At 56.8% G+C, this 20,014-nt stretch carries 16 protein-coding genes; 10 read left to right on the top strand and 6 right to left on the bottom strand.

The features are described from left to right. Nucleotides 1–229 precede the first annotated feature (229 nt). The gene (obgE, locus tag AC5S26_RS02780) at nt 230–1,348 is read left to right on the top strand and encodes a GTPase ObgE (RefSeq protein ID WP_494183326.1); all 1,119 of its coding nucleotides are present in this window, start codon (nt 230–232) and stop codon (nt 1,346–1,348) included. Between the two features lie 83 nt (nt 1,349–1,431). Here the strand turns inward: obgE and AC5S26_RS02785 are convergent, their stop codons facing one another. Continuing rightward, nucleotides 1,432–3,942: an ABC transporter permease gene (locus AC5S26_RS02785; protein WP_494183327.1), complete on the bottom strand. Its 2,511-nt coding sequence runs from the start codon at nt 3,940–3,942 to the stop codon at nt 1,432–1,434. 433 nt (nt 3,943–4,375) lie between these two features. On the opposite strand from AC5S26_RS02785, the gene AC5S26_RS02790 reads away from it, so the two are divergent. From AC5S26_RS02790 to rsfS, 3 genes are all read left to right on the top strand, one after another. Further along, nucleotides 4,376–4,882 carry a hypothetical protein gene (locus AC5S26_RS02790; RefSeq protein ID WP_494183328.1) on the top strand — a complete coding sequence of 169 codons (507 nt, stop codon included), beginning with the start codon at nt 4,376–4,378 and terminating at the stop codon, nt 4,880–4,882. A gap of 33 nt (nt 4,883–4,915) precedes the next feature. After that, nucleotides 4,916–5,560: a nicotinate-nucleotide adenylyltransferase gene (gene nadD, locus AC5S26_RS02795; protein ID WP_494183329.1), complete on the top strand. Its 645-nt coding sequence runs from the start codon at nt 4,916–4,918 to the stop codon at nt 5,558–5,560. Between the two features lie 71 nt (nt 5,561–5,631). Next, nucleotides 5,632–6,207 carry a ribosome silencing factor gene (rsfS, locus tag AC5S26_RS02800; RefSeq protein ID WP_494183330.1) on the top strand — a complete coding sequence of 192 codons (576 nt, stop codon included), beginning with the start codon at nt 5,632–5,634 and terminating at the stop codon, nt 6,205–6,207. 89 nt (nt 6,208–6,296) lie between these two features. Here rsfS and AC5S26_RS02805 read toward each other — a convergent pair whose 3' ends face one another. After that, complete coding sequence (locus AC5S26_RS02805; RefSeq protein ID WP_494183331.1) at nt 6,297–10,037, bottom strand: carboxypeptidase-like regulatory domain-containing protein; 3,741 nt, start codon at nt 10,035–10,037, stop codon at nt 6,297–6,299. Between the two features lie 341 nt (nt 10,038–10,378). On the opposite strand from AC5S26_RS02805, the gene AC5S26_RS02810 reads away from it, so the two are divergent. Together AC5S26_RS02810 and AC5S26_RS02815 are read left to right on the top strand one after the other, a co-directional pair. Beyond that, nucleotides 10,379–10,768: a 23S rRNA (pseudouridine(1915)-N(3))-methyltransferase RlmH gene (locus AC5S26_RS02810; RefSeq protein ID WP_494184594.1), complete on the top strand. Its 390-nt coding sequence runs from the start codon at nt 10,379–10,381 to the stop codon at nt 10,766–10,768. Nucleotides 10,769–10,870: 102 nt separating this feature from the next. Next, nucleotides 10,871–11,101 carry a hypothetical protein gene (locus tag AC5S26_RS02815; protein ID WP_494183332.1) on the top strand — a complete coding sequence of 77 codons (231 nt, stop codon included), beginning with the start codon at nt 10,871–10,873 and terminating at the stop codon, nt 11,099–11,101. Nucleotides 11,102–11,160: 59 nt separating this feature from the next. On the opposite strand, the gene AC5S26_RS02820 is transcribed toward AC5S26_RS02815, so the two are convergent. Both AC5S26_RS02820 and AC5S26_RS02825 read right to left on the bottom strand, forming a co-directional pair. Continuing rightward, a complete protein-coding gene (locus AC5S26_RS02820) occupies nt 11,161–12,498 on the bottom strand; it encodes a M56 family metallopeptidase (RefSeq protein WP_494183333.1) in 1,338 nt (445 codons plus the stop codon). After that, nucleotides 12,495–12,872, bottom strand: a complete 378-nt coding sequence (locus tag AC5S26_RS02825; protein ID WP_494183334.1) for a BlaI/MecI/CopY family transcriptional regulator — start codon at nt 12,870–12,872, stop codon at nt 12,495–12,497. The genes AC5S26_RS02820 and AC5S26_RS02825 overlap by 4 nt, the downstream gene beginning before the upstream one ends. A gap of 216 nt (nt 12,873–13,088) precedes the next feature. Between AC5S26_RS02825 and AC5S26_RS02830 the strand changes: the two genes are divergently transcribed. Beyond that, complete coding sequence (locus AC5S26_RS02830) at nt 13,089–14,804, top strand: alpha-N-arabinofuranosidase (RefSeq protein ID WP_494183335.1); 1,716 nt, start codon at nt 13,089–13,091, stop codon at nt 14,802–14,804. A 58-nt stretch (nt 14,805–14,862) separates the two neighbouring features. Here AC5S26_RS02830 and AC5S26_RS02835 read toward each other — a convergent pair whose 3' ends face one another. Both AC5S26_RS02835 and AC5S26_RS02840 read right to left on the bottom strand, forming a co-directional pair. Next, a complete protein-coding gene (locus AC5S26_RS02835; protein ID WP_494183336.1) occupies nt 14,863–16,188 on the bottom strand; it encodes an Hsp70 family protein in 1,326 nt (441 codons plus the stop codon). A gap of 157 nt (nt 16,189–16,345) precedes the next feature. After that, on the bottom strand, nt 16,346–17,668 hold the full coding sequence (locus AC5S26_RS02840; protein ID WP_494183337.1) for an aminotransferase class V-fold PLP-dependent enzyme: 1,323 nt from the start codon (nt 17,666–17,668) through the stop codon (nt 16,346–16,348). Between the two features lie 113 nt (nt 17,669–17,781). On the opposite strand from AC5S26_RS02840, the gene AC5S26_RS02845 reads away from it, so the two are divergent. The 3 genes from AC5S26_RS02845 (at nt 17,782) to AC5S26_RS02855 (ending at nt 19,962) form a co-directional block, all read left to right on the top strand. Next, on the top strand, nt 17,782–18,486 hold the full coding sequence (locus AC5S26_RS02845) for a DUF2461 domain-containing protein (RefSeq protein WP_494183338.1): 705 nt from the start codon (nt 17,782–17,784) through the stop codon (nt 18,484–18,486). A gap of 292 nt (nt 18,487–18,778) precedes the next feature. Next, nucleotides 18,779–19,075, top strand: a complete 297-nt coding sequence (locus AC5S26_RS02850) for an HU family DNA-binding protein (protein WP_026387847.1) — start codon at nt 18,779–18,781, stop codon at nt 19,073–19,075. 185 nt (nt 19,076–19,260) lie between these two features. Next, on the top strand, nt 19,261–19,962 hold the full coding sequence (locus tag AC5S26_RS02855; protein ID WP_494183339.1) for an ankyrin repeat domain-containing protein: 702 nt from the start codon (nt 19,261–19,263) through the stop codon (nt 19,960–19,962). Nucleotides 19,963–20,014: the final 52 nt, after the last annotated feature.

Raw genomic sequence — 20,014 nt, forward strand, 5'->3', positions numbered from 1 at the left:
ACAAAAGACTTCTCATCATCATGAATTCACAATGAATTACCCTTTATCGGAAGGGTACGGCCGGACCATGGGTGAATGAGTCGGTCCGGATCATGATGTCGGAATGGCTCCCTACGTCTAATCTCTATATTTTTCGTATCCCTATAGAGGTCAGGGCACATTCACGTACAACGGAACAGTCTTTGTATGCGTGTAGTTTAGCGCGGGCCCTGTAAACTGAATATGAAAAATGTTTATTGATGAAGCAAAAATCCGAATCAAGGCTGGCGACGGTGGTAATGGCTGCATGGCCTTCCGGCGTGAAAAGTTCGTTCCCCGCGGCGGACCTTCTGGGGGCGACGGCGGCCACGGCGGCGACATCCTGATGACCTCATCGCTCAGCCACAACACTCTCGTTCATTTCCGCTTCAATCCAGAGCACAAATCAGGCCGCGGCGAGCATGGCATGGGCTCCAACATGTCCGGCCACGCTGGCGAACCCCTTCTGCTCAAAGTTCCTATAGGAACCCTTGTCTACGATGAGGACACTGGCGAACTCGTCCACGACTTCACGCGGCCCAACGAGACCGTCATCGTTGCTCGCGGTGGACGCGGCGGGCGCGGTAATCAGCACTTCGCTACCAGCACGCACCAGGCGCCTCGCGAGCACGAGCTTGGCCGCCCCGGAGAAGAGCGGCATCTTCGCCTGGAACTCCGTCTCCTCGCTGATGCCGGCCTGGTCGGCTATCCCAACGTCGGCAAATCGACTCTGATCTCGCGACTCTCCGCCGCCCGGCCCAAGATCGCCAACTATGCATTCACCACCCTCGAACCCAATCTCGGCGTCGTCAAGGTGGGAGAGTGGCCCCATGAACAATCCTTCACCATAGCCGATCTCCCCGGCCTGATCGAAGGTGCCCATCTTGGCGCCGGTCTCGGCGTTCAATTCCTGAAACACATTGAGCGTACTAGTGTTATCGTCCATCTGATCGATGTCTCCGACGCTTCTGAGGCAACCGAAGGCAATGCCCGCCCCGATCCCGTGGAGGATTTCAAGGTCATCACTCAAGAGCTCGCCAGCTTCGATCCCGAGCTCGCGAAACGGCCCACCATCCTTGTCGCCTCCAAGGCGGACGTCGCTAACCCGGACAAGCTCAAAAAGCTGACCACGTACGCCAAGCGCCGCAAGCTCCAGCTCTATCTCATCTCGGCTGTGACTGGTGAGGGTATCGAGGCACTCAAATACGCCATCGCCGCTGCCGTCGCTGAGCATCGTCCGGCACCTATCGAAACGGAACCGGCACCTGCTGCAAAGCTGAAGCCCGCGTATCCTCCCCCCGCAGCCTCAGCTCGTCGCAGCCGACGTTAACGATTCCAGATTGCCTGGCGAAGAAGCCCTGCGAAGTGGACAGACCTGTTTCTCCCTGTCCCACATAAGCTAGTGTCGACCCATTACTCCGCCCGCAACACCACCGAAGGATCAACTGCTGCAGCTCTGCGCGCCGGTAGAATCGCGGCTATCGTCGCAACCAGGGCCACAAGACCAATCGCGATTGAAAATGCATATGGGTCTGCCGGCGACACCCCAAATAATTGACTTCTGACCAGCCTGGCCAGCAGCACTGCAATCGGCAGCGCGACGAGGATGCCGACGCCCGCAAGCCGCAGCACATCATGGAAGACAAGCTGCGAGATCAACCACCGCGATGAACCCAGCGCCATCCGTATGCCGATCTCCTTTGTCCGCTGGCCTGTCGTATACGCCACCACACCATACAAGCCGATACCGGCAAGCACCGTAGCAAGTACGCCAAACGTAATTGCCAACAGTGCAATCAGCCGATCGTTCGCGAGATCCATGTTGATCTGCTCATCCATCGTGCGCAGGTTGTCAATCGCCAGCATCGGGTCGACTGCGGCAACCGAACGGCGTATCGAAGCAAACATCGTCGCCGGTTCCACGCGTGTCCGCGTATAGAAGTAGATCGATCGGGTTACGTCTGGACCTGTCGCCTGATCCAGCGGCATGAACATCGCAGGGTTTACCGCCTCGCGCAGGTCCGCGTGAATGAAATCGCGCGTCACCCCGACAATCTCAGTATCGAAGGCCGGCTTCGAAGGCCCGCCATCGGCGAGCTTCTGCCCCACCGCCTTGGCCGCCGAACCAAAATATCTCTTCGCTAGCGTCTCGTTTACAACCGCAACCCTGGGATGGTTCACGTTGTCCTCTTCCTTAAGCGCCCGCCCCGCAATCAGTGGCACCCGCAACGTCTCAAGAAAGCCAGAGCTGATGTTCGTCTTTTCGATATTAATGTCCTCGTCAGGAGCAGGCTCGTAACCCGCAAAGACCACGTTGCCGCTGTGGGCGCTGTTCCCCAGCTGCGGACTGTTCGCCGCACCCGCGCTCTCCACTCCTGCAATCGCGCCGAGACTCTCCAGCGTCCTTAGCCGCATCGCAGGAATTCTCTCGAGATCGTAACCCGCCAGCTTTGGCGCAAGCGCGAATCCCACCAGATGATCCGTTTTGAAGCCAACGTCGAACGAGCGAAGCTGCTGCATCGTTCGCACAAACAACCCTGCGCCCACCAGCAGCAGCAGGCTCAACCCGATTTGCGTTCCCACCACAACGCGCTTGAAGCCAAGCATCTTGCTTGATCCCGTTGCGCCCTGCGTTCGCAGAGCCTGCATCAAGTCCGGTTTCAGTGTCTGCAGCGCAGGCGCAAGACTGAAGAAGATACTTACGCCAATTGCAATCGCAAAGTTGAACAGAAGTAGCCGCGCGTCGAGAGAGGATACAAATGCGGTTCCCATGCGATGCACCAGCACTCGAATCGCCGCTGGGGCGAGCAGTATTCCCACCAGGCCGCCACCAACGCCAATCAGCAATCCCTCCAATAGAAGCTGCTGCACGATCCGTGCGGTTCTTGCGCCCAGAGCATACCGCAGGGAGAACTCCCGCACCCGCGCCGTTGACCTTACCAGCAGCAGGCTGGCCACGTTCACCGCGGCGATCAGCAGCACCAGCAAGGCCATAGCCATTACAACCGTCAGTGGAGTCGCGAAGGTTTCGCGATTATAAGAAAACCCCCTCGCCGCAGGCTGTATTTTCAAGCGGCTGTTCGTCAGATACTCATCCGTGAATCGTTTCGATGTTGTTCCCAACGCCTTCAGCTCATCTGCTCTTAGCGCATGCCACAGCGGTGCGCTCATCGCCTCCGCCTGCTTTATCGCCACCCCTTCCTTTAGGCGTCCAATGATGTTCATCCAGCGATCGGTGTGATCAGTCAGCCTTCTGCCCTGCCCCGGAATCACCTGGTCAATCATCGCCATCGGCACAAAAAGCGCTGGCGTCTCTCCCCACACCGCGCTGCGGAACCCCGGAGCCGATACACCAATGATCTTGAACGGATGACCATTCAGCGAGATTGTCTCATTCAGGGCCGCCGGGTCAGAGTTCATGTGGTTGCGCCAGTAATCAAAGCTCACCACAACTAGCGGAGCCGCATCTTTCTGCTGGTCCTCCGTCTGCGTGAACACTCTTCCCAGCGCCGGCTGCACTCCCAGCATCGTGAAGTAATTTCCGCTTACAATCTCTGCCTGCGCAAACTCTGATACCGCCGCGCGCACGAGGTCGACCGTCGACGTCGACGTTCCTGCCAGTCCCTCGAACGCCTTATTTTGATCGCGCAGATCGCGATACATCGGATAGGAAAAGTACGACTCCACTCCGCCGCCATGGTTGCTCGTATGGCCTCGCCACGAATCACCCGTGCCCTGGAGATAAACAAGGGTCCCAGGATCGCGAACCGGCAGAGAACGTAACAGGGCTTGATCCAGCAACGAGAAGATCGCCGTATTGGCTCCTACCCCAAGCGCCAGCGTGAGGACTGCTGTCAGCGTGAAAACAGGGGATCGACGCAGCTGGCGCAAGGCATATTGAAGGTCGCTCAAGATATTCCGCATGCGGTTCGACTCCAGATGACAATGAATTCTTCCGTCTCGACAGCAGTTCATACTCCATTACAATGGCATTCATTTTCAGCAACTTGAAAGACATATACCAACTCCCGATGTCCGTATATGGGAAGCAATCGTTCGTAAATGAACACTTATCCTTTTGAACACGCACGCGTCTTTTTCACGCTCGCGGCCGGGAGTGTTTAGCTCGGCGCGATAGTCCTCGGCTGCCTTGTTACCCGCTGAACCTGGTGACAATCGATTGGATCGATCACACTGAATCTCACAGAGGCTATCTAAAGATTCCACTCCTTTTCAGACTGCCGCAAACAATGCGTGCCGCATCTCACTGAAAGACAGAGTGTTCTATCGGGTTCGTATCCGGCCTTACTTAAACTGAGTCACCGTTGCTGCGGTAGCCTGAACAGGAGGCCCTCCCATGAATCGTTTTCTCACTGTACTTTTTGCTCTTGCCTTGTTTCTGGTTCCCGCAGCGCTTCAAGCCCAAATTGCGGTATACGCCGGATTCAGCGGTGCTCCCATCGGTGGAGCCCCGGGTACCAACTGGGCCTACGGTCCCCTTGTCGGCGCTTATAAGCAGACGGGCTACGCGGCGAACATTGTCAGCATCGGCGCCGATGTTCGTGGATCCTTTCTTTCCCGTGGCGACTTCCACTACTACACCGGAGCCGTCGGTCCCCGCTTCGCATTCAAGGCCCCCATTCTCCCTTTCCGGCCTTACGTAGAAGGTCTCGTGGGCGCGGGTAACGTACAAAATCAGGGCCTCTCAAACACGCATTTCAATTACCAGGTTCTGGCAGGCCTGGATATGACTATCTTTCCGCGCGTTGACTGGCGCGTAGTCGAATTCGACTACAGCGCGGTCTCGAGTCAGTCGATTAATGCAAAGATCTTTACTACCGGCCTGGTGCTGCGGATCTGGTAACCGGGACCCGCAGCCTGTGGTAGCGTTGGCGGCATGCGCGTAGCTCTCTTCGGAGGCACCTTCGACCCTCCCCATCGCGGGCACCTCGCTATCGCCAGGGCGGCGGCGGACGCCTTCCGACTCAACACTGTGTTGTTTGCGCCCGTGGGGCGGCAGCCCCTGAAAGAGGGCTGTGAGACTACTCCTTTTTCCGACCGCCTCGCAATGGTCGAGCTGGCCTGCCAGGTGGATCCCCGCTTCAAGGCCTCGACTATAGATGACCCCCTCCCGGACGGCACCCCCAACTACACGGTCGATACCCTGGCAACTCTCCGCGCCGAGATGCCTGCAGCGACGATCTTCAGTCTGGTGGGAGCCGACAGCTTCCTCTCGCTGAGTCAGTGGCGGGAGCCGCAACGGCTGCTCGCACTCGCCGAATGGATTGTAGTCAGTAGGCCGGGCTCTTCTCTCGGCAACCTGACCTCCCTTGACCTCACGGAGGCTCAGCGCAAACGGATCCATCGGATCGAGACGGTTCAGGACGCCGTCTCGGCAACCGAGCTGCGCCGCCGGCTTGCGCTCGGAGAAGATTGTGATGATGCTCTCGAGCCTTCGGTGGAACAATACATCCGCCAGCATCACCTCTATCGGTCACTCCCGGCCAGCGATTCAGTCCATCCCTCGAGAAATCCCTCTTAAGCCTTGTTGGATAGCACGCAATGGGCTGGCATCGAGGGACGTGACCGGCTACCATGGAACCAAGGAGCCGCATGCCCTCGATTGAAAGCAATCAGCTATTGCTGGCCGCCGCCGCGGCCGCCGAAGACAAAAAAGCCGAAGAGATTCGCATCCTCGCGCTCGACCCAGCCGAGAGTGGGCTCGCCGATTATTTCCTGATCTGCAACGGCACCAACGACCGCCAGAATCTCGCCATTTCCGACGAGATCGAACTGCGCCTCAAACGGGAGTTTGGCGTCTATCCAAACTCCGTCGAAGGCCGCCGCCAGGCCGAGTGGGTCCTGATGGACTACGTCGACTTCATCGTCCACGTCTTCTCCCCAGAGAAGCGCGCCTTCTACGGCCTCGAGCGCCTGCGCAAATCCGCCACGACGCTCTCAGTGGATGACATCAATGCAGAGGTAAAAGCCCAGATCGCCGCCACTCGCAAGACTTCTGCGAAGAAGGCGATAAAGAAAGCCGCAAAGGCAACGAAAACCACAAAAGTGGCCAAGGCGCCGGCTAAAAAAACTGCGGTAAAGAAGGCTGTAACGACACCTTCCGCGAGGCGCGTAAAAAAAGCTGCCACCACGAGGAAGCCTGCGGCAAAGTCTACCCGCCGCCCCTAAACAAACGGGAATTCGTCAAGAAAATCCAGCGTTTAATGGTAGAAGGCCACCATGAATTCTGGTGGCCTTCTACTCTTATGGCGAGGCCTCTAGAACTGCACGCGCGCCGAGAGCTGTACCACACGCGAGCCGGTGTTACCCGAGATGGCGGTAGGCCTTCCAGTTGAGTCGACCATCGACGTCAGTTGGCCGAAGTTGCTCGGCTTAGTGATGTCGTCATAGTCGCTGTTGTTATCCGGCACAGCGAAGTTGGGGTGATTCAGGATGTTGAATGCATCGGCCCGGAACTGTAGGTTTAGTCCCCATTCCGGTACGACCTTGAAGGTCTTCGCCAGTCCGGTATCCAGGTTGAAGTATTGTGGTCCGCGTAGTGAGTTACGCGGTCCAATCTGGAATCCGACAGGCCCCACAAATGCATTTGCAGCGCGAGTCGGATCAGCGAACAACGACAGCGTTCCGCCCGACGTTTTGTGCACCTTGCGCTGAATGTCAGACGAGTCGCCTGTGAAGATTGCGGCAGCATTGTTGGCATAGCCCGCAACAAACGCGCTTGAAACAGTCGAGAACGCATTGCCGCTGTGCCAGCTCACAATGTTGCTCAGATTCCATCCGCCAACCACCTCATCCAGCAACCAGGGAATGTTCCCGCCGTAAGTGCGGCCACGGCCGAACGGCAGTTGGTAAGTCATGTAGCCGGTGATGTAGTGGGTTACGTCGAAGTCCGAGTTGGCCCGGCACAAACGTGGACGCAGCACATCGCAGATAAAGCCATAGCCGCTAATAGCCTGATCGTTCGCAAGCAACGAGGTGTTATCGATTGAATGTGCCCAGGTGTAATTCACGTCAAACTGAAGACCCTGCGTCAAATTTTTCTGCAGGGAAACCAGCAAACCGTTGTACGTTGAGAAACCTTTGTTGGTGAACACGACGTTGCCGGCAAATTGCGAAGACATGCCGACGTTGTACGGCAGCCCAAAGCCTGAGGCGAGCTGCTGAACGGTATCGGCGAAGTCGCCTTTGATAAGAAGGGACTGAAGGTTATCCGCCACCAGCGAAGTCGTGTTCGAGTATCCGTTATCAACGCCAAGGCCGGCGGGAAGCAAGTTCTCCAGCCAGGGCTGTGCGGGAAGGTTGGTCGGGTCGGCGCCCGCACGAAGCTGCTGGGTCACGTTACCGATGGCATCGCCCATCAGCTGACCCGAGGCTTTGTCGGGAAAATCGATCAGCTGGCTGGAATCGGCCTGCGCCAGAAGCCGGCGGCCATAACGGCCCACCCAGCTGACCTTCAATAGTGTCGATCCCGGAAACTCATGCTGGATTCCGAAGTTCGCCATGATTGAGTAAGGCGTCTTCAGCTTAGGATCGATCATCTGGCTGAACTGTCCAATGGCGAGGCCGAAGGGACCGCCAGCATCCACATAGGGTGTGAAGGGAGGCTTTGGCGTGGCAGGCGCGGCAATGGCCGGGACCGAATCGTACCGGGGATCGCTTTTAAGGGAGCCGGCAGGATCTTTGCCGCTGCCATAGTTTGTTTGAAGGCTCTGCTGGAATAGGTAGTTGTACTGATCCTGCTGATACTGAACAGCATTCACGATCGTGCGGTCATACACCATGCCGGCTCCACCGCTGAACACCGTCTTTGAATCAAAGCTCGGATTCCATGCGAAGGCCGCGTTGGGAGCGAAGTTCTTGCGGTCCGGTTGATAGAGCCCTGGCCCATGATTCTTCGGGCCCCCCAGAGAGTAGGTCAGGAAGGGAAGCGCATCCGGGTCTGTGTCCCCGGACTGGCTCTGTGATACGCGATCGGCGATGTATTTGTCGAAGGTGAAGGCGGTCTGGGCCGTTTCAAGCCCATGAGTCTCGTAAGGCACGGAGTAGTACTGATAGCTCAAACCGTACTTCAATGTCAGATGCGGCGTTACCTTCCATGCGTCCGAAATGTAGATCTGCGTCTGGTAGTACTGGTACGTGCGCTGCGAACCGGTGAGCTGGGGAAGAGCGTTGCCGCTGGTATCGTAGTTGAAGCCGGATCCTACGCTTCCTATTCTGCCCAGAGCCGTCGCGAACGCGCTGTCGTAGGTCACCTGCGCCGTTGTGCTGGCTGGAAGTAAATCATTAGGCCGCAGAGCCGAGTTCAATCCCTGAACATTGCCGCCCAATCCAAGCGCAAGCTGGTTATAGTCGATGGTTGAGTACTCGTGGGTGTTGATCCACTTGAATGTACCGCCGAAGGATAGCGAGTGCCTTCCTATTGTCCAGCTGAAATTATCCTGGACCTGTGGAATGGGAATGTGTCGTCCCTGCGCATTCGAAGGGTTGGAAAATGGGCGGTCAAAAAGGGTCGTAGTTCCTCCCGCAAAGGAGGCCTGGTTGGCGCCTAATATGTTGTTTGGCCTCGGAAAATTCCAATCCTGCACCGTTGAGCCATAGTTGAATTGGTTGAATTTGTTGGTGCTGATCTGCCAATCCAGCCCGCCAACGTACGCATAGCTGCGATCTACAAGTTCGCTCGCAGCAGGGTCGCCCGGGAATTGCTGCGTACTGTTGATCTGGTTTCCCCGCGTTACCGTACCTCGGCCCCATAAACGCATGGAGCTGGTGATGTTGTAATCGACCCTGCCAACATAAGCAGTCGTGAAAGTCGAGTACGGAGCGTTGAAGCGATAGCCGCCCGAGTTGACCCCATCCCCAGCCGTAACGTCGTTCACCGCTGGATAGCGCGACTTGAGCAGGTTCAGGATCGCCGGGCTTTCGCCGATTCCCCCCGGATCCATCGCCCTTACCTGTGCTGGCGTTAACTGACTAATACAGCTCGGCTGGGTATTCTGGCGGCTGGTCCGGCTGCATCCAGATCCATTATTGATGTAGGAGACATTGCCGGCCAGGAAAGACGGCAGCGGAACCACACGCAGGACAGAAGACTGCTGTGCCGTACGGGAGTTTGTGTAATCAAAAAAGAAGAAGGCGCGGTCGTGCTTAATAGGTCCACCAATGCTGCCGCCGAATTGATTCCGGACCAGCTTGGGAGCGCGAATGCCCGCAAGATTATTGAACCAGTCGTTCGCCGTAGTCGAGTTGTCGCGATGGTAGATATTCGCCTGCCCATGCCACTCGTTGGTTCCGCCTTTGGTCACCAGCGCGAACTGGCCGCCGCCGCCAAATCCGGTAGACGATGTGAAACCAGCTACCGTGCCGCGAAACTCCTGAACTGAATCCACCGGGGCGCCGCCATTAATCTGTCCGAACTGACCCGTCGCTAGATCGTTAACATCCAGGCCGTCTACCGAGACAAAATTCTGGTCCGAGCGTGCCCCCGTAACCGACCCATCAATAGTCACACCAGGCTGCAGACTGAAGAGGACAGCGGGGCTAAGCCGGTTCTGCACCGGCAGTTCATTGAGCTTCTCCACCTGAACGTTGTTGCCGATCGTCGCGTCTTCCGTGTTCAGCGTAACGCCCTGTCCCTGAGCGCTCACCGAAACCTCAACCTGCGTCCCCGGTGACAATGTCACGTTCCTGCTGGCGACATTGGCAACATTCACGTAGACGTTCTCGACCTTGAAGGAACTGAATCCGCTGTGAGTCACCTCAATGGTGTAACCAGGACCAGGAGGCACGTTCGTAATTCTGTAGGAGCCAGCAGAATTCGTAACCGCCTTGTATTCCACTCCCGTCGCTGGATTCGCAAGGGTAACTACCGCGTCAGTCAGAACCGACCCGGACGGGTCCACAACCACACCGGTAACACTTGAGACCGCCTGCGCTTGAAGTTGGGCCGATAAACAGATAAAAGCAAGCAAAACAAAAAGAAGTCTTAGACGCTGCATCATACCTTCAAATACCTCTTTGGGGAGCGAGAAACGGCTTTCTGGGAAGAAGCTGTTCTTAAAAGGACAAGGTTACTTTGGTTTCTAAAGAGCAATCTTTTGGCCAAATGAATATGCCGTTTTTCCAATAAAAATTCCCTCTTTGAAGCTCCGGAGCGACCAATAACTCCAAAAAAAATTTAAATAATTCCAAAAATGGAAGATTTGTCTTGAGACCAGTCCCCTTCATGGAAGCTCTCCCTCTATACAAATAACTCGTAAAACGGGAAGCTAAACTCGTGACTATCGATTTGGCATCCGTGTACCCTCGTCGCAGCCAGTCCCGTTCCGATCCTCCGGCACTCATGGCAGCGGATTACGTAAGTCGAATCAATCGTTATCTATCTTGTGATCTCCGGAATTTCGAGTCTGAGTCAGACCTTTTGAATTGGTTGGACCGTCCAGCCGCCCGCGTTCCTGCATACCTGATCCTCCTTGACAGCCGCGGCAAGCAACTCTCGTCCGAAGAACTTGCCGGAACCGTTGGGCGGCTTCGTGACTCCGGAACGCAACGCCTCATCTTTGCGGTTGGTCCGGCAGATGGCTGGTCGGAAAAAGGGTGTGCTCGCGCAAACCTTCTCCTCTCATTCGGCCGCATCACGCTGCCGCATCAGCTCGCTCGCGTCGTCCTCGCAGAACAGCTTTATCGTGCCTTCACTATTCTTGCCGGACATCCCTATCACTGTGGTCATTAGCGGATAAACGGTTCGCCGAGAGATAAATATTATTCTCCTGCCTTCTCCGGCAACTGGGATCTCGTCGTCCTTGAAGAGATCAACGACGCCATCGGCTACAAGATGCTCTCGCTCGAAAAAGTCGCCGCGGTCCTCCGCCAGAAACCTGAGATGGTCCCTGTCATCCTCACCGGCCGCAACGCCCAACCCCACCTTGATCGAGCTTGCCGACACCGTCACCGAGATGCGCGAGGTCAAGCACGCCTACCAGGGAAGGCATCCTCGCCCGGCGTGGAGTCGAGTTCTGACCAAAACAAAGGAGTACGTATAAAACGTACTCCTAAGGGTTGCTGAAAGAGGTCTTTTGCCTTGAAGACATGGCCTCGGTCGCTAAAGGATACTAGCCTCGGGGTCTATTTTTTTTCGAGGCTGTAGGTCACCGTAATGCTCGTCTCCACCTCGGTAGGATCACCATTGAGTACATACGGCCGAAACCTCCACTCCCTTACCGCATCAAGAGCCGAGAGGCACAGCTCTTTAGGCCCACTGAGAATCTGTAGATTCTCCACGGCTCCTTCTTTCGAGATAATCGCCTTCAGTACCACCATACCCTCGATATGCTTCTCTTTCGCCTCAGCGGGATATACCGGCACCTTCTGCTCGATTACCTGTCCTGCAATCACACCCGGAGCCACCTTTACCACTCGATTCGCTGCCTTCTCATTCTTCTCCGCACTCACATCCATGCGGAGCGCCAATGCCGAAGCACAGGTCGCTGCTCCAATCGCCACGCACGCCGACAGCATCGCGCCGCGTAGCGCCCATCCAGTTTTTGGCTTCCCTCTCATCAGGCTCATGACTCTCCTTTCAAGGCTGTTGGCATCGAAGATTCCGATGGCGTGGAATGTCCTGGCCGGCTCGCTCTCGACGAACAGCGAAGCCAGCCGCAGGAGGGACCTCGCATACCTCTCGCGGCCCGCAATGATCTCGGCGGCGATCGCATCGCACACCATCTCCCGGCTTTCTGTCAGCCGTGAAAAGGTCAGCCACAGCAGCGGGTGATACGCCACCGGCAATGCAACTACGCTGTACAACACGTTCTTCGCGAAGTCGCGCCTTCGTATGTGCGCGCATTCGTGCGCCATCACTGTATCCAGTTCGCTCTCTTCGACGCTCTCGAAGAACCCCTGCGGAACCACCAGGACTCCACGACTCATTCCCAGTGTTGCGGGGCCGCGCGTCTTCGGGGAAACCGATAGCACCGCATCTTTGACGTCGGCTTTTTTCTTGTGCCGCTCCCATTGAGCAGCAATCGCGTTCCCCAGCTCAACGGGCTTCGCCTCGCGTTCCATCGCATAGGTCTTCCATACCCCCCACACGAGTCGAGCCGCAAAATAGAGGATGCTCAATTCATAAGCCACAACAACCGTAAGAAGCAGCCAATGCGGAAGCTGCACACCTCCTTGAGCGTGCGCGACATTTGCCGCTACCGTGATATGCACATCGCCGCCACCACCCAGCTTGCCCCATTGCCAGAGCGCAAGTGCCACACGCCATGCTTCATCCAACCGAATCTGCAACGCGGGCAACAGTGCCTCCATCCATAACGCGACGACCCATACTCTGTGCACGGCTTGGGCACCGGACCTCCGCATCACCACATTCGCTATCCACGCTGCTGCAAATACCAGCGGGGCCATCCACAGCGAGTTCACGAGATATCCAACTACCCAGTTCTCGACTCCGTTCATTCGCTGCCCCCTTCCTCGAGCTTTCGCTTGAGCCTGGCAATCTGTTCGGCATCGATCTGTTTGCTCTTGATCAGGCTCATCACCAGTTCTTCGCTCGAGCCTCCGAACATCCGATCTACCAGGTCGCGAACCGCATGGCTCACCGCCTTCGACTCCGTTACCGTTGCGCTGTACTCGTAGGCGCGGCCACGGAGCCTGCGCTTCAGCTTGCCCTTGCGCTCCAGGATGTTCAACATCGTCTGCACCGTTGTGTAGGCAAGCGGCTGTTCCAGAGCTTCCTGAACGGTCAAGACGCTGCTCGAGCCCTGCTTCCAGATCACCTGCATGATCTTCAGCTCGAGCTTGGTCAACGCATCATTTTCCTTTCGGCCCATTTTTTCTCCTAATTACTTAGGACAATAGGTCTGCTCCTGCCTGCTTGTCAACTAAAACTTTAGGAGATCTTTCTTTCACAGAACTGCAGGCGTTGCCTGTCTTTTCCTATCGTCGTTCTTCTGAACCGGACTAAAAAAAGAGCGCTTTCTTCTGACCACTTGAACCATTCCGCAACGCTGTATATTGTTTCTCCAATACCCGGAGAACGTTTTCTCATGATCCCAACCACGCCGTCGCGTCGCGCTTTCCTCAAGTCCACCTCCCTTGCCGCAGCTGCTGCTGCCATGCGCGGCTCTGCTCTGCTCTCGCAGACCCCCGGTCAGGTGGATGCTTATATCAACGTCAATCCCGCCGAGACCATCGCAACCATCTCGCCCGAAATCTACTCGCACTTTATCGAGCATCTTGGCGGAGTCATCTACGACGGAGTCTGGGTCGGCGAGGGTTCGAAGATCGCTAACGTCAACGGAATCCGCAAGGACTTCATCGACACCATGAAGGCCGTGCAGGTGCCCGTATTACGCTGGCCTGGCGGCTGCTTCGCCGACTCCTACGACTGGCGCGACGGCATCGGCCCGCGCAACCAGCGGCCCGCTCGCGCGGGTTTCTGGAAGCAGCAGGAATCCAACCAGTACGGTCTGCACGAGTTCATGCGAACCTGCCGTGCCATCGGATGCAAGCCTTACCTCGCCGCCAACCTGCGTACTCAGCCTGCACGCGACTTTTATCAGGAGATCGAATACTGCAATGCTCCGGCTGGCGACCTGCCGTCCAACTCCGCCGCTCCAGCAGCTCCTGATACGTTGGCCGTCCAGCGCGCCGCCAATGGAGATCGCGACCCCTTCAACGTTGATCTGTGGGGCGTCGGCAACGAAAGCTGGGGGTGCGGGGGCAATCTCACCCCCGAGGAATATGCGGCCGAGTTCCGGCGCTATACCGCATGGACACCCACCTATGGCGAAACCGATCTGCGCTTCGTCGCTGTTGGCCCCAATGGAGATGACGTCGACTGGACCAGCCGCCTCTTCAAATCCCTCTACGGCAATCCCGAGCGCCGTCATCTTTGGGGACTTTCCATCCACTACTACACTTCAGGAAGCCCCACGAAGTTCGCCGCCGGCGATGCACTCGCCTTCAACGACGCCGAGTTTTACGACCTGCTCACCCGTGGCAGCCTGATGGACAAGGTCATTACCGATCACTGGACCGCGATGGGCAGCGCAGTCTCCAGTGAACTCTCGAAAGGCCAGCCGACAGTCAAGCTTGTCGTTGACGAATGGGGAGCCTGGTACGGCAAAGGCACCGAGCTTGCCCCTGAGTACAACCTCTCCCAACAGTCCACCATGCGCGACGCCCTGCTCACCGGCATCACCTTCGACATCTTCCAGCGCCACGCCGATAAGGTCGCCGTCGCCGCTGTCGCACAGTCCATCAACTGCATTCACTCCCTCATGCTCGCGCAGGGCGACAAGTTCTGCGTCACTCCCACCTTCCACGTCTTTCAGATGTACCTTCCTCATCGTGGAGCCCAGGCCGTTCGCGCCGAGTTCACCGCTCCCTCCATCCCCAATCCTATGGGCGACACTGCAAGCCAGGTCGGCGGTAACAGCTACATCGGTCAGCTGCCACCGGTAAAATCGCTAGCCGGTCTTAGCGGTTCTGCCTCCCTCAACGGAAAAACGCTCAACCTCACCGTTGTCAACCCTCATCTCACGCAGCCCATGACCACCGAGATAGCTGTGCGCGGAGCTACAGTCGCCTCCGCCAAAGGCACAGTCCTCGCCGAGAAAGACGTCCACGCGCACAACGACTTCGCCCACCCGGACGCCGTGAAGCCAAGCACAATCAGTGGACTCAACCCCTCCGGTGGCAAGCTGACGCACACCTTTCCACCAGCAAGCGTTACCTCGCTTCAGATCACGTTGACGTAGTAGCGTTCAAAGTCGTGCGGTTGTTTCTCGGCTCGACTGAGACAACCGTACGACCGGATCAGATAGCCGCCATCAATAGGGATTCCTCTGCTCGCAACGCGAGCCCATGTGCAACCGAAGTGAATTCGTTACCACTTCGAATACGATCCTCGCCGAAACGAGTCGCGAAGATATGCCGCACCGCCGGCACGAAGGAAGTTCCACCGGTCAGAAACACGCGATCAACATCGCGCGCACTGACGCCGGAATTGTCGAGCAGCGAGTCGACGCAACTCTCGATCACGTGCAACTCTTCTGCGATCCATTCCTCGAACTCGCCGCGTGTAACCGGAACCTGCAGATCCAGGCTGCCTTCGTGAAAACGGAACTCCGCAGAGGTGGCCCGCGAAAGCTGGAACTTCACCTTCTGCACAGCCTGGTGTAGTTGGTAGCCGAGATCTTCTTCAATCAATGCAATAAGAGCTTCTATCTTTTCAGGCTCAAGAGCCCGCAGGCTCGCGCTCCGCAAGATCTCAGCAACATTCCTTGTACGCAGGAAGGAGAGGTAGTGCCAGCGTTCAAGATTGGTATAGATCCATGCCGGTACGGCCGGGAGGATCTTGTTGAACGAACGCGCATAGGACTCCGATCCCAGTGCGGGAGAGACAAGCTTGCGAACGATCCTTGCGTCAAAGGCGTCTCCGGCAAGCCCCACGCCGCTGTTGCCCAGCAGATCCTCGGATGTGCGTCCACGTCTGCGCACGCCAGGACCAACGTTGAGCAGAGAGAAATCGCTGGTGCCTCCACCGAAGTCGCCGATGAGAATCAGTTCGTCGTGATCGAGCGTGGATTCGTACGAGTAGGCTGCTGCGACAGGCTCCATTTCGAACTCGACGCTCTCAAAACCGGCAAGTGCAAAGGCATTGCGGAGCCGCGAGACGGCGTAGGCATCATCCTCCTCGGTCTCGGCCCCGACAAAGCGAACCGGTCGCCCCACCATGGCATGGCGAATAGGCATACCGAACTGACGTTCCGCATACCCGCGCAGATCAGCAAGCATGCGCGCTACAAGCTCCTCGAGCGTGTAGCGGCGGCCAAAAACCTCTGTTCCAGTAAGCGTATGGTTCGGAAGGTAGGACTTGAGCGACTGGATGAGCCGGCCTTTCTCCTCGGTATCCAGATAACCCTCGATAGCCGCGGGTCCAGTCTTCGAAAGTACCTGTTTTGTGCCGGCTTTCTTCGTCTGCTCAAGATAAAGAACGGAACGATACGATACCGTGCTCCCTCCGTTGGCCGGAAACGAAGCAAGTTCTACCTTCGAATCCTCTGTCACAACCGCTACCGAGCTATTCGTCGTGCCAAAATCGATCCCCACAGCGGGACCTTGAAATTGCGTCTTATACATTCATCCATTATTTCGCAGCTCGGGGTCAGCGGAACCTTCGTCGTCCCGCTGATGTTCAAGAAAACTTCGGCTCAAGCCTAGGCTTGTTCATCGAAGCCTTCGGCGACAAGCATCACTGCACTACGAGAGAAGGCTGCCCGCACCAACTGATGTAGACCTAGCGTGAGCTGACTGGCGCTTCCGCCTTCTTACTGGCTGCGATCTCACCTATCGCACCCACAAACTTATTTAGGTCCGCGAGCGTTGTGTACACATGCGGTGTCACGCGAATACAGTGAATCTTTTCGTAGTCGATCGAGACCGTGTGAATTTTATAGCGGTCGAACAACGTATTCATTAGATCGTGCGGTGGGACACCATCGATGCTCACACCGCAGATCGCGCACGAGAAGCGCGGGTCGAGCGACGTATGCAGCTTGACGCCGGGGAAGTCTTTCACCTGCATGGCCCAGTAATTCTTCAGATAGAAGACTCGCTCCTGCTTGCGTCTGGAACCAATGGCCTCATGAAAGTTGATCGCCTCACCAATACCCTGCTCGATCGGAAAGCTGCGCGTTCCCAGCGCCTCGAACTTGCGAATGTCGGGGCTATGCGGATCGCCATAACAGGTCAGCGGCCACAGCTTTTCGATCTTGTCCTTCTTCACCCACATCATCCCTGAACCGATTGGCGCCGAAAGGAACTTGTGCAGACTGGTTCCGAAGTAGTCGCAATGCAGATCAGGAATCTTGAAATCCATCAGGCCAAACGAGTGCGCGCCATCGACGATCACCTCGATGCCCTTTGCATGCGCCATGTCAGCAATCTGCTGTACCGGCATCAGCTGACCGACCCAGTTGACCATGTGGGTAACGTGAACGAGCTTCGTGCGCGGCGTAATCGCCTGCTCATAGGCCTTCACGATCGTATCGGCATTCTCGATGGGAAAGTCGAAGCTGATCTGTTTGTAGACGATCCCATCGCGCGCAGCCCTTTGGCGATACGCATTCATCATGTTGGGATAGTCCTGCTTCGTACCAATCACCTCATCGCCAGGCTGGAGGGGTAATCCATAGATGATGGTGTTCAGGGCCTCGGTCGCGTTGCGATTGATCGCAATCTCTTCAGGCGACGTGCCCGCCAGGTGAGCCAACTTCTGCCGCAGAGGTTCGCGCCCCTGATCGAGGATCTGCCACATAAAGTACGACGGCCCCTCATTCGTCATCTGGTTGTAGCGTTCAACCGCCTGCTGCACCACGACGGGAGCCGGCGATACGCCACCGTTGTTGAGATTGATGATCTGCGTGCTCACCGAATAGCCGCGCTGAATCACGCTCCAGAAGTCTTCGTTCTGGGCCACCGCACTCGCGTCCAGATGGCTCACCGCAGACGATGCGGCTCCCATCTCCTCGGCATGCGCCTGGCGAAAGAGGCTATTAGTCGAAAACGCGCCAGCAAGCGCGGTCATCTTCAGGAAAGAGCGACGATCGTTCCATGACATACAAGCAATCTAGGCTATGACGGAGTCTTCGGCAGAAATATTTTTCAAATCTTCCCTATGGGAGCCAAGCCCTACTGACATTCGCCGTCAGCATCTCCAGCTAAGATAGCCGCATGGCGTCTGTCGCACCGCATTACTCCCTTGAAGCCCTGAAATTTATGCGCAGCCTTAAGCGCAACAACGACCGTGAATGGTTCAACGCCCGCAAGCCTATCTATGAACGTGAGATAAAAGCCCCCACGCTCAACCTCATCACCGCGATCAACGAAGCCATGCTTCGCTTCGCACCCGAGAATGTTCAGCCCCCGCAAAAGGTGGCGATGCGGATCTATCGCGATATTCGGTTCAGCTCCGACAAGCGACCGTACAAAAGAAATCAGGGGGCGTGGTGGGCTCGCTCCGGCCTGGAAAAGACCTCCGGCGGAGGCTTTTACTTCCACATGGGTCCCGACGAGCTTGTCATCGCCGCCGGTGTCTACATGCCCGAGCGGGAACAACTCCTTGCGATTCGTCGTCACATCGAGACCCACCACGAAGAACTGCGTCGCCTGCTCGCATCGAAAAAGCTGCGTACTGTCATGCCCGAGTTCGACGGCCACAAACTTACCCGTCCCCCCAAGGGCTTTCCACCGGATTCGCCGGCAATGGACCTGCTCCTCTGTGGCCAGTGGGGAGTGACAGCACACCTTCCCCCTAATGCCGCAACCACCCCAACGCTGCTCAAGGAGATCGTGAAGCGCTTCGAAGCAACCGCACCGCTTGTCGCTCTTCTCAATGCGCCTCTGGTCGTTCGCAAGCCCCGCAAACCTCTGTTTTAGGGCTTTCATCCACGCATGGAAGCGGCTTTTGTGGGACCTAAAAGTCGCCAATTTGGGGTAAAAAGTGCCGAAAATGGGACAAAAAACGGAAAAACCCTAAAAAACCTGTGGAAACCAAACAAATCCGATTGACAAAACGCGCGGAAAAGCTGAAGGTGAATTGCGGTACGGTTTCTCTGCACCCGCATGAACACTGGCGATTCGCGCTTCGCAAAACGCCGAAAAGACAGTTTCGAAGACGGGCGGATGACCTGCTTTAGACAAAACAAGAATGCAAGAAGGAGCAACACACATGGCAAAGGGATTGACCAAAACAGCGCTGGTTCGCCAACTGGCAGAGAAGCTCGAGCTCACCAACAAGCAGACCGCAACCTTCCTGGACCTGCTGGCCGAGACGGCCGTCAAGGAGACCAAGAAGAACGGTGAGTTCACCATTCCCGGCATCGGCAAGTTGGTGAAGGCCGAGCGCAAGGCACGCCTGGGCCGCAACCCTCAGACCGGCGAGACCATCAAGATCAAGGCGAAGACCGTCGTGAAGTTCCGCGTGGCCAAGGTCGCCAAGGATACCATCGCTCCGCCGAAGAAGTAGCTTCATCCGTCGCGACAGGCGGCACTGAACCGGCAACACATTGGCGCCAAAGCTACACTGCAAACGCGCCGCGACAATCAGACAAGAAGAGCCCGCACCTTCGTCGTCAAACCACGAAGCCACGCGGGCTCTTTCGCATGTAGCATTCAAATTTCCAGGAGAATTTCTCGCCGAGGAGTTTCCACATGCCACAGCCCGACAGACCTTCGCTGCTCCACGAATTTGTTGATGGACGCACGGACCTCATCTTCGAGCTTCTCCAGTATGGAGTCTCACACGACACCGTGGAGAAGGGAGCTTCACTGCTGCAGTGGTGTGCCTATTACGGCGACGTCAGCGCCATGAGGGTCCTGCTCTCCCGTGGACCAGGACTGAACACGCTTGGCGAAGACTATGGCCTCAACGCCGCAGCCTTTCACGGTCACTGGCGACTGTGTAAGTTTCTGTTGGAACAGGGAACTGATGTGAATCGAGCTATCGCCGAGACTGGAGAGACTCCTTTGCACAGTGCGTTATGCACGACCGACCGCATGACGCATGACCGCGTCCTCACAGTGCTTCTCTCGCATGGAGCCAACCCAAACGTGGTAACAAAGATCGGCGTGGAGACCGGCTGCTTCATGCGCGACTCAAGGACGCGCGGAGAGACACCTCTTCACCGTGCCGCGGCTTTTGGCAACGAGGACACGATCAAACTGCTGTTGGATGCAGGAGCTCAAATCGATGCGCGTGACGCCTACGGTGATTCTCCTCTCAGCTGGGCAAGCTGGTATCTCCGTCCGAACACGATCCTCCGCATGCTCCTATTCAGCGACTTTCGTATTCACTCCGAAAATCAACCCATGCGGGCCAATCTCCTGGGGTGGCCGCATACCAAAAAGCCTTAAGCGGCGCGCCGGCAAAAAAGCCTCGCATCAACCCCGCGGAAGGCGCATTCAC

The sequence above is a fragment of the Edaphobacter sp. FHG110511_03 genome, from assembly GCF_059115365.1.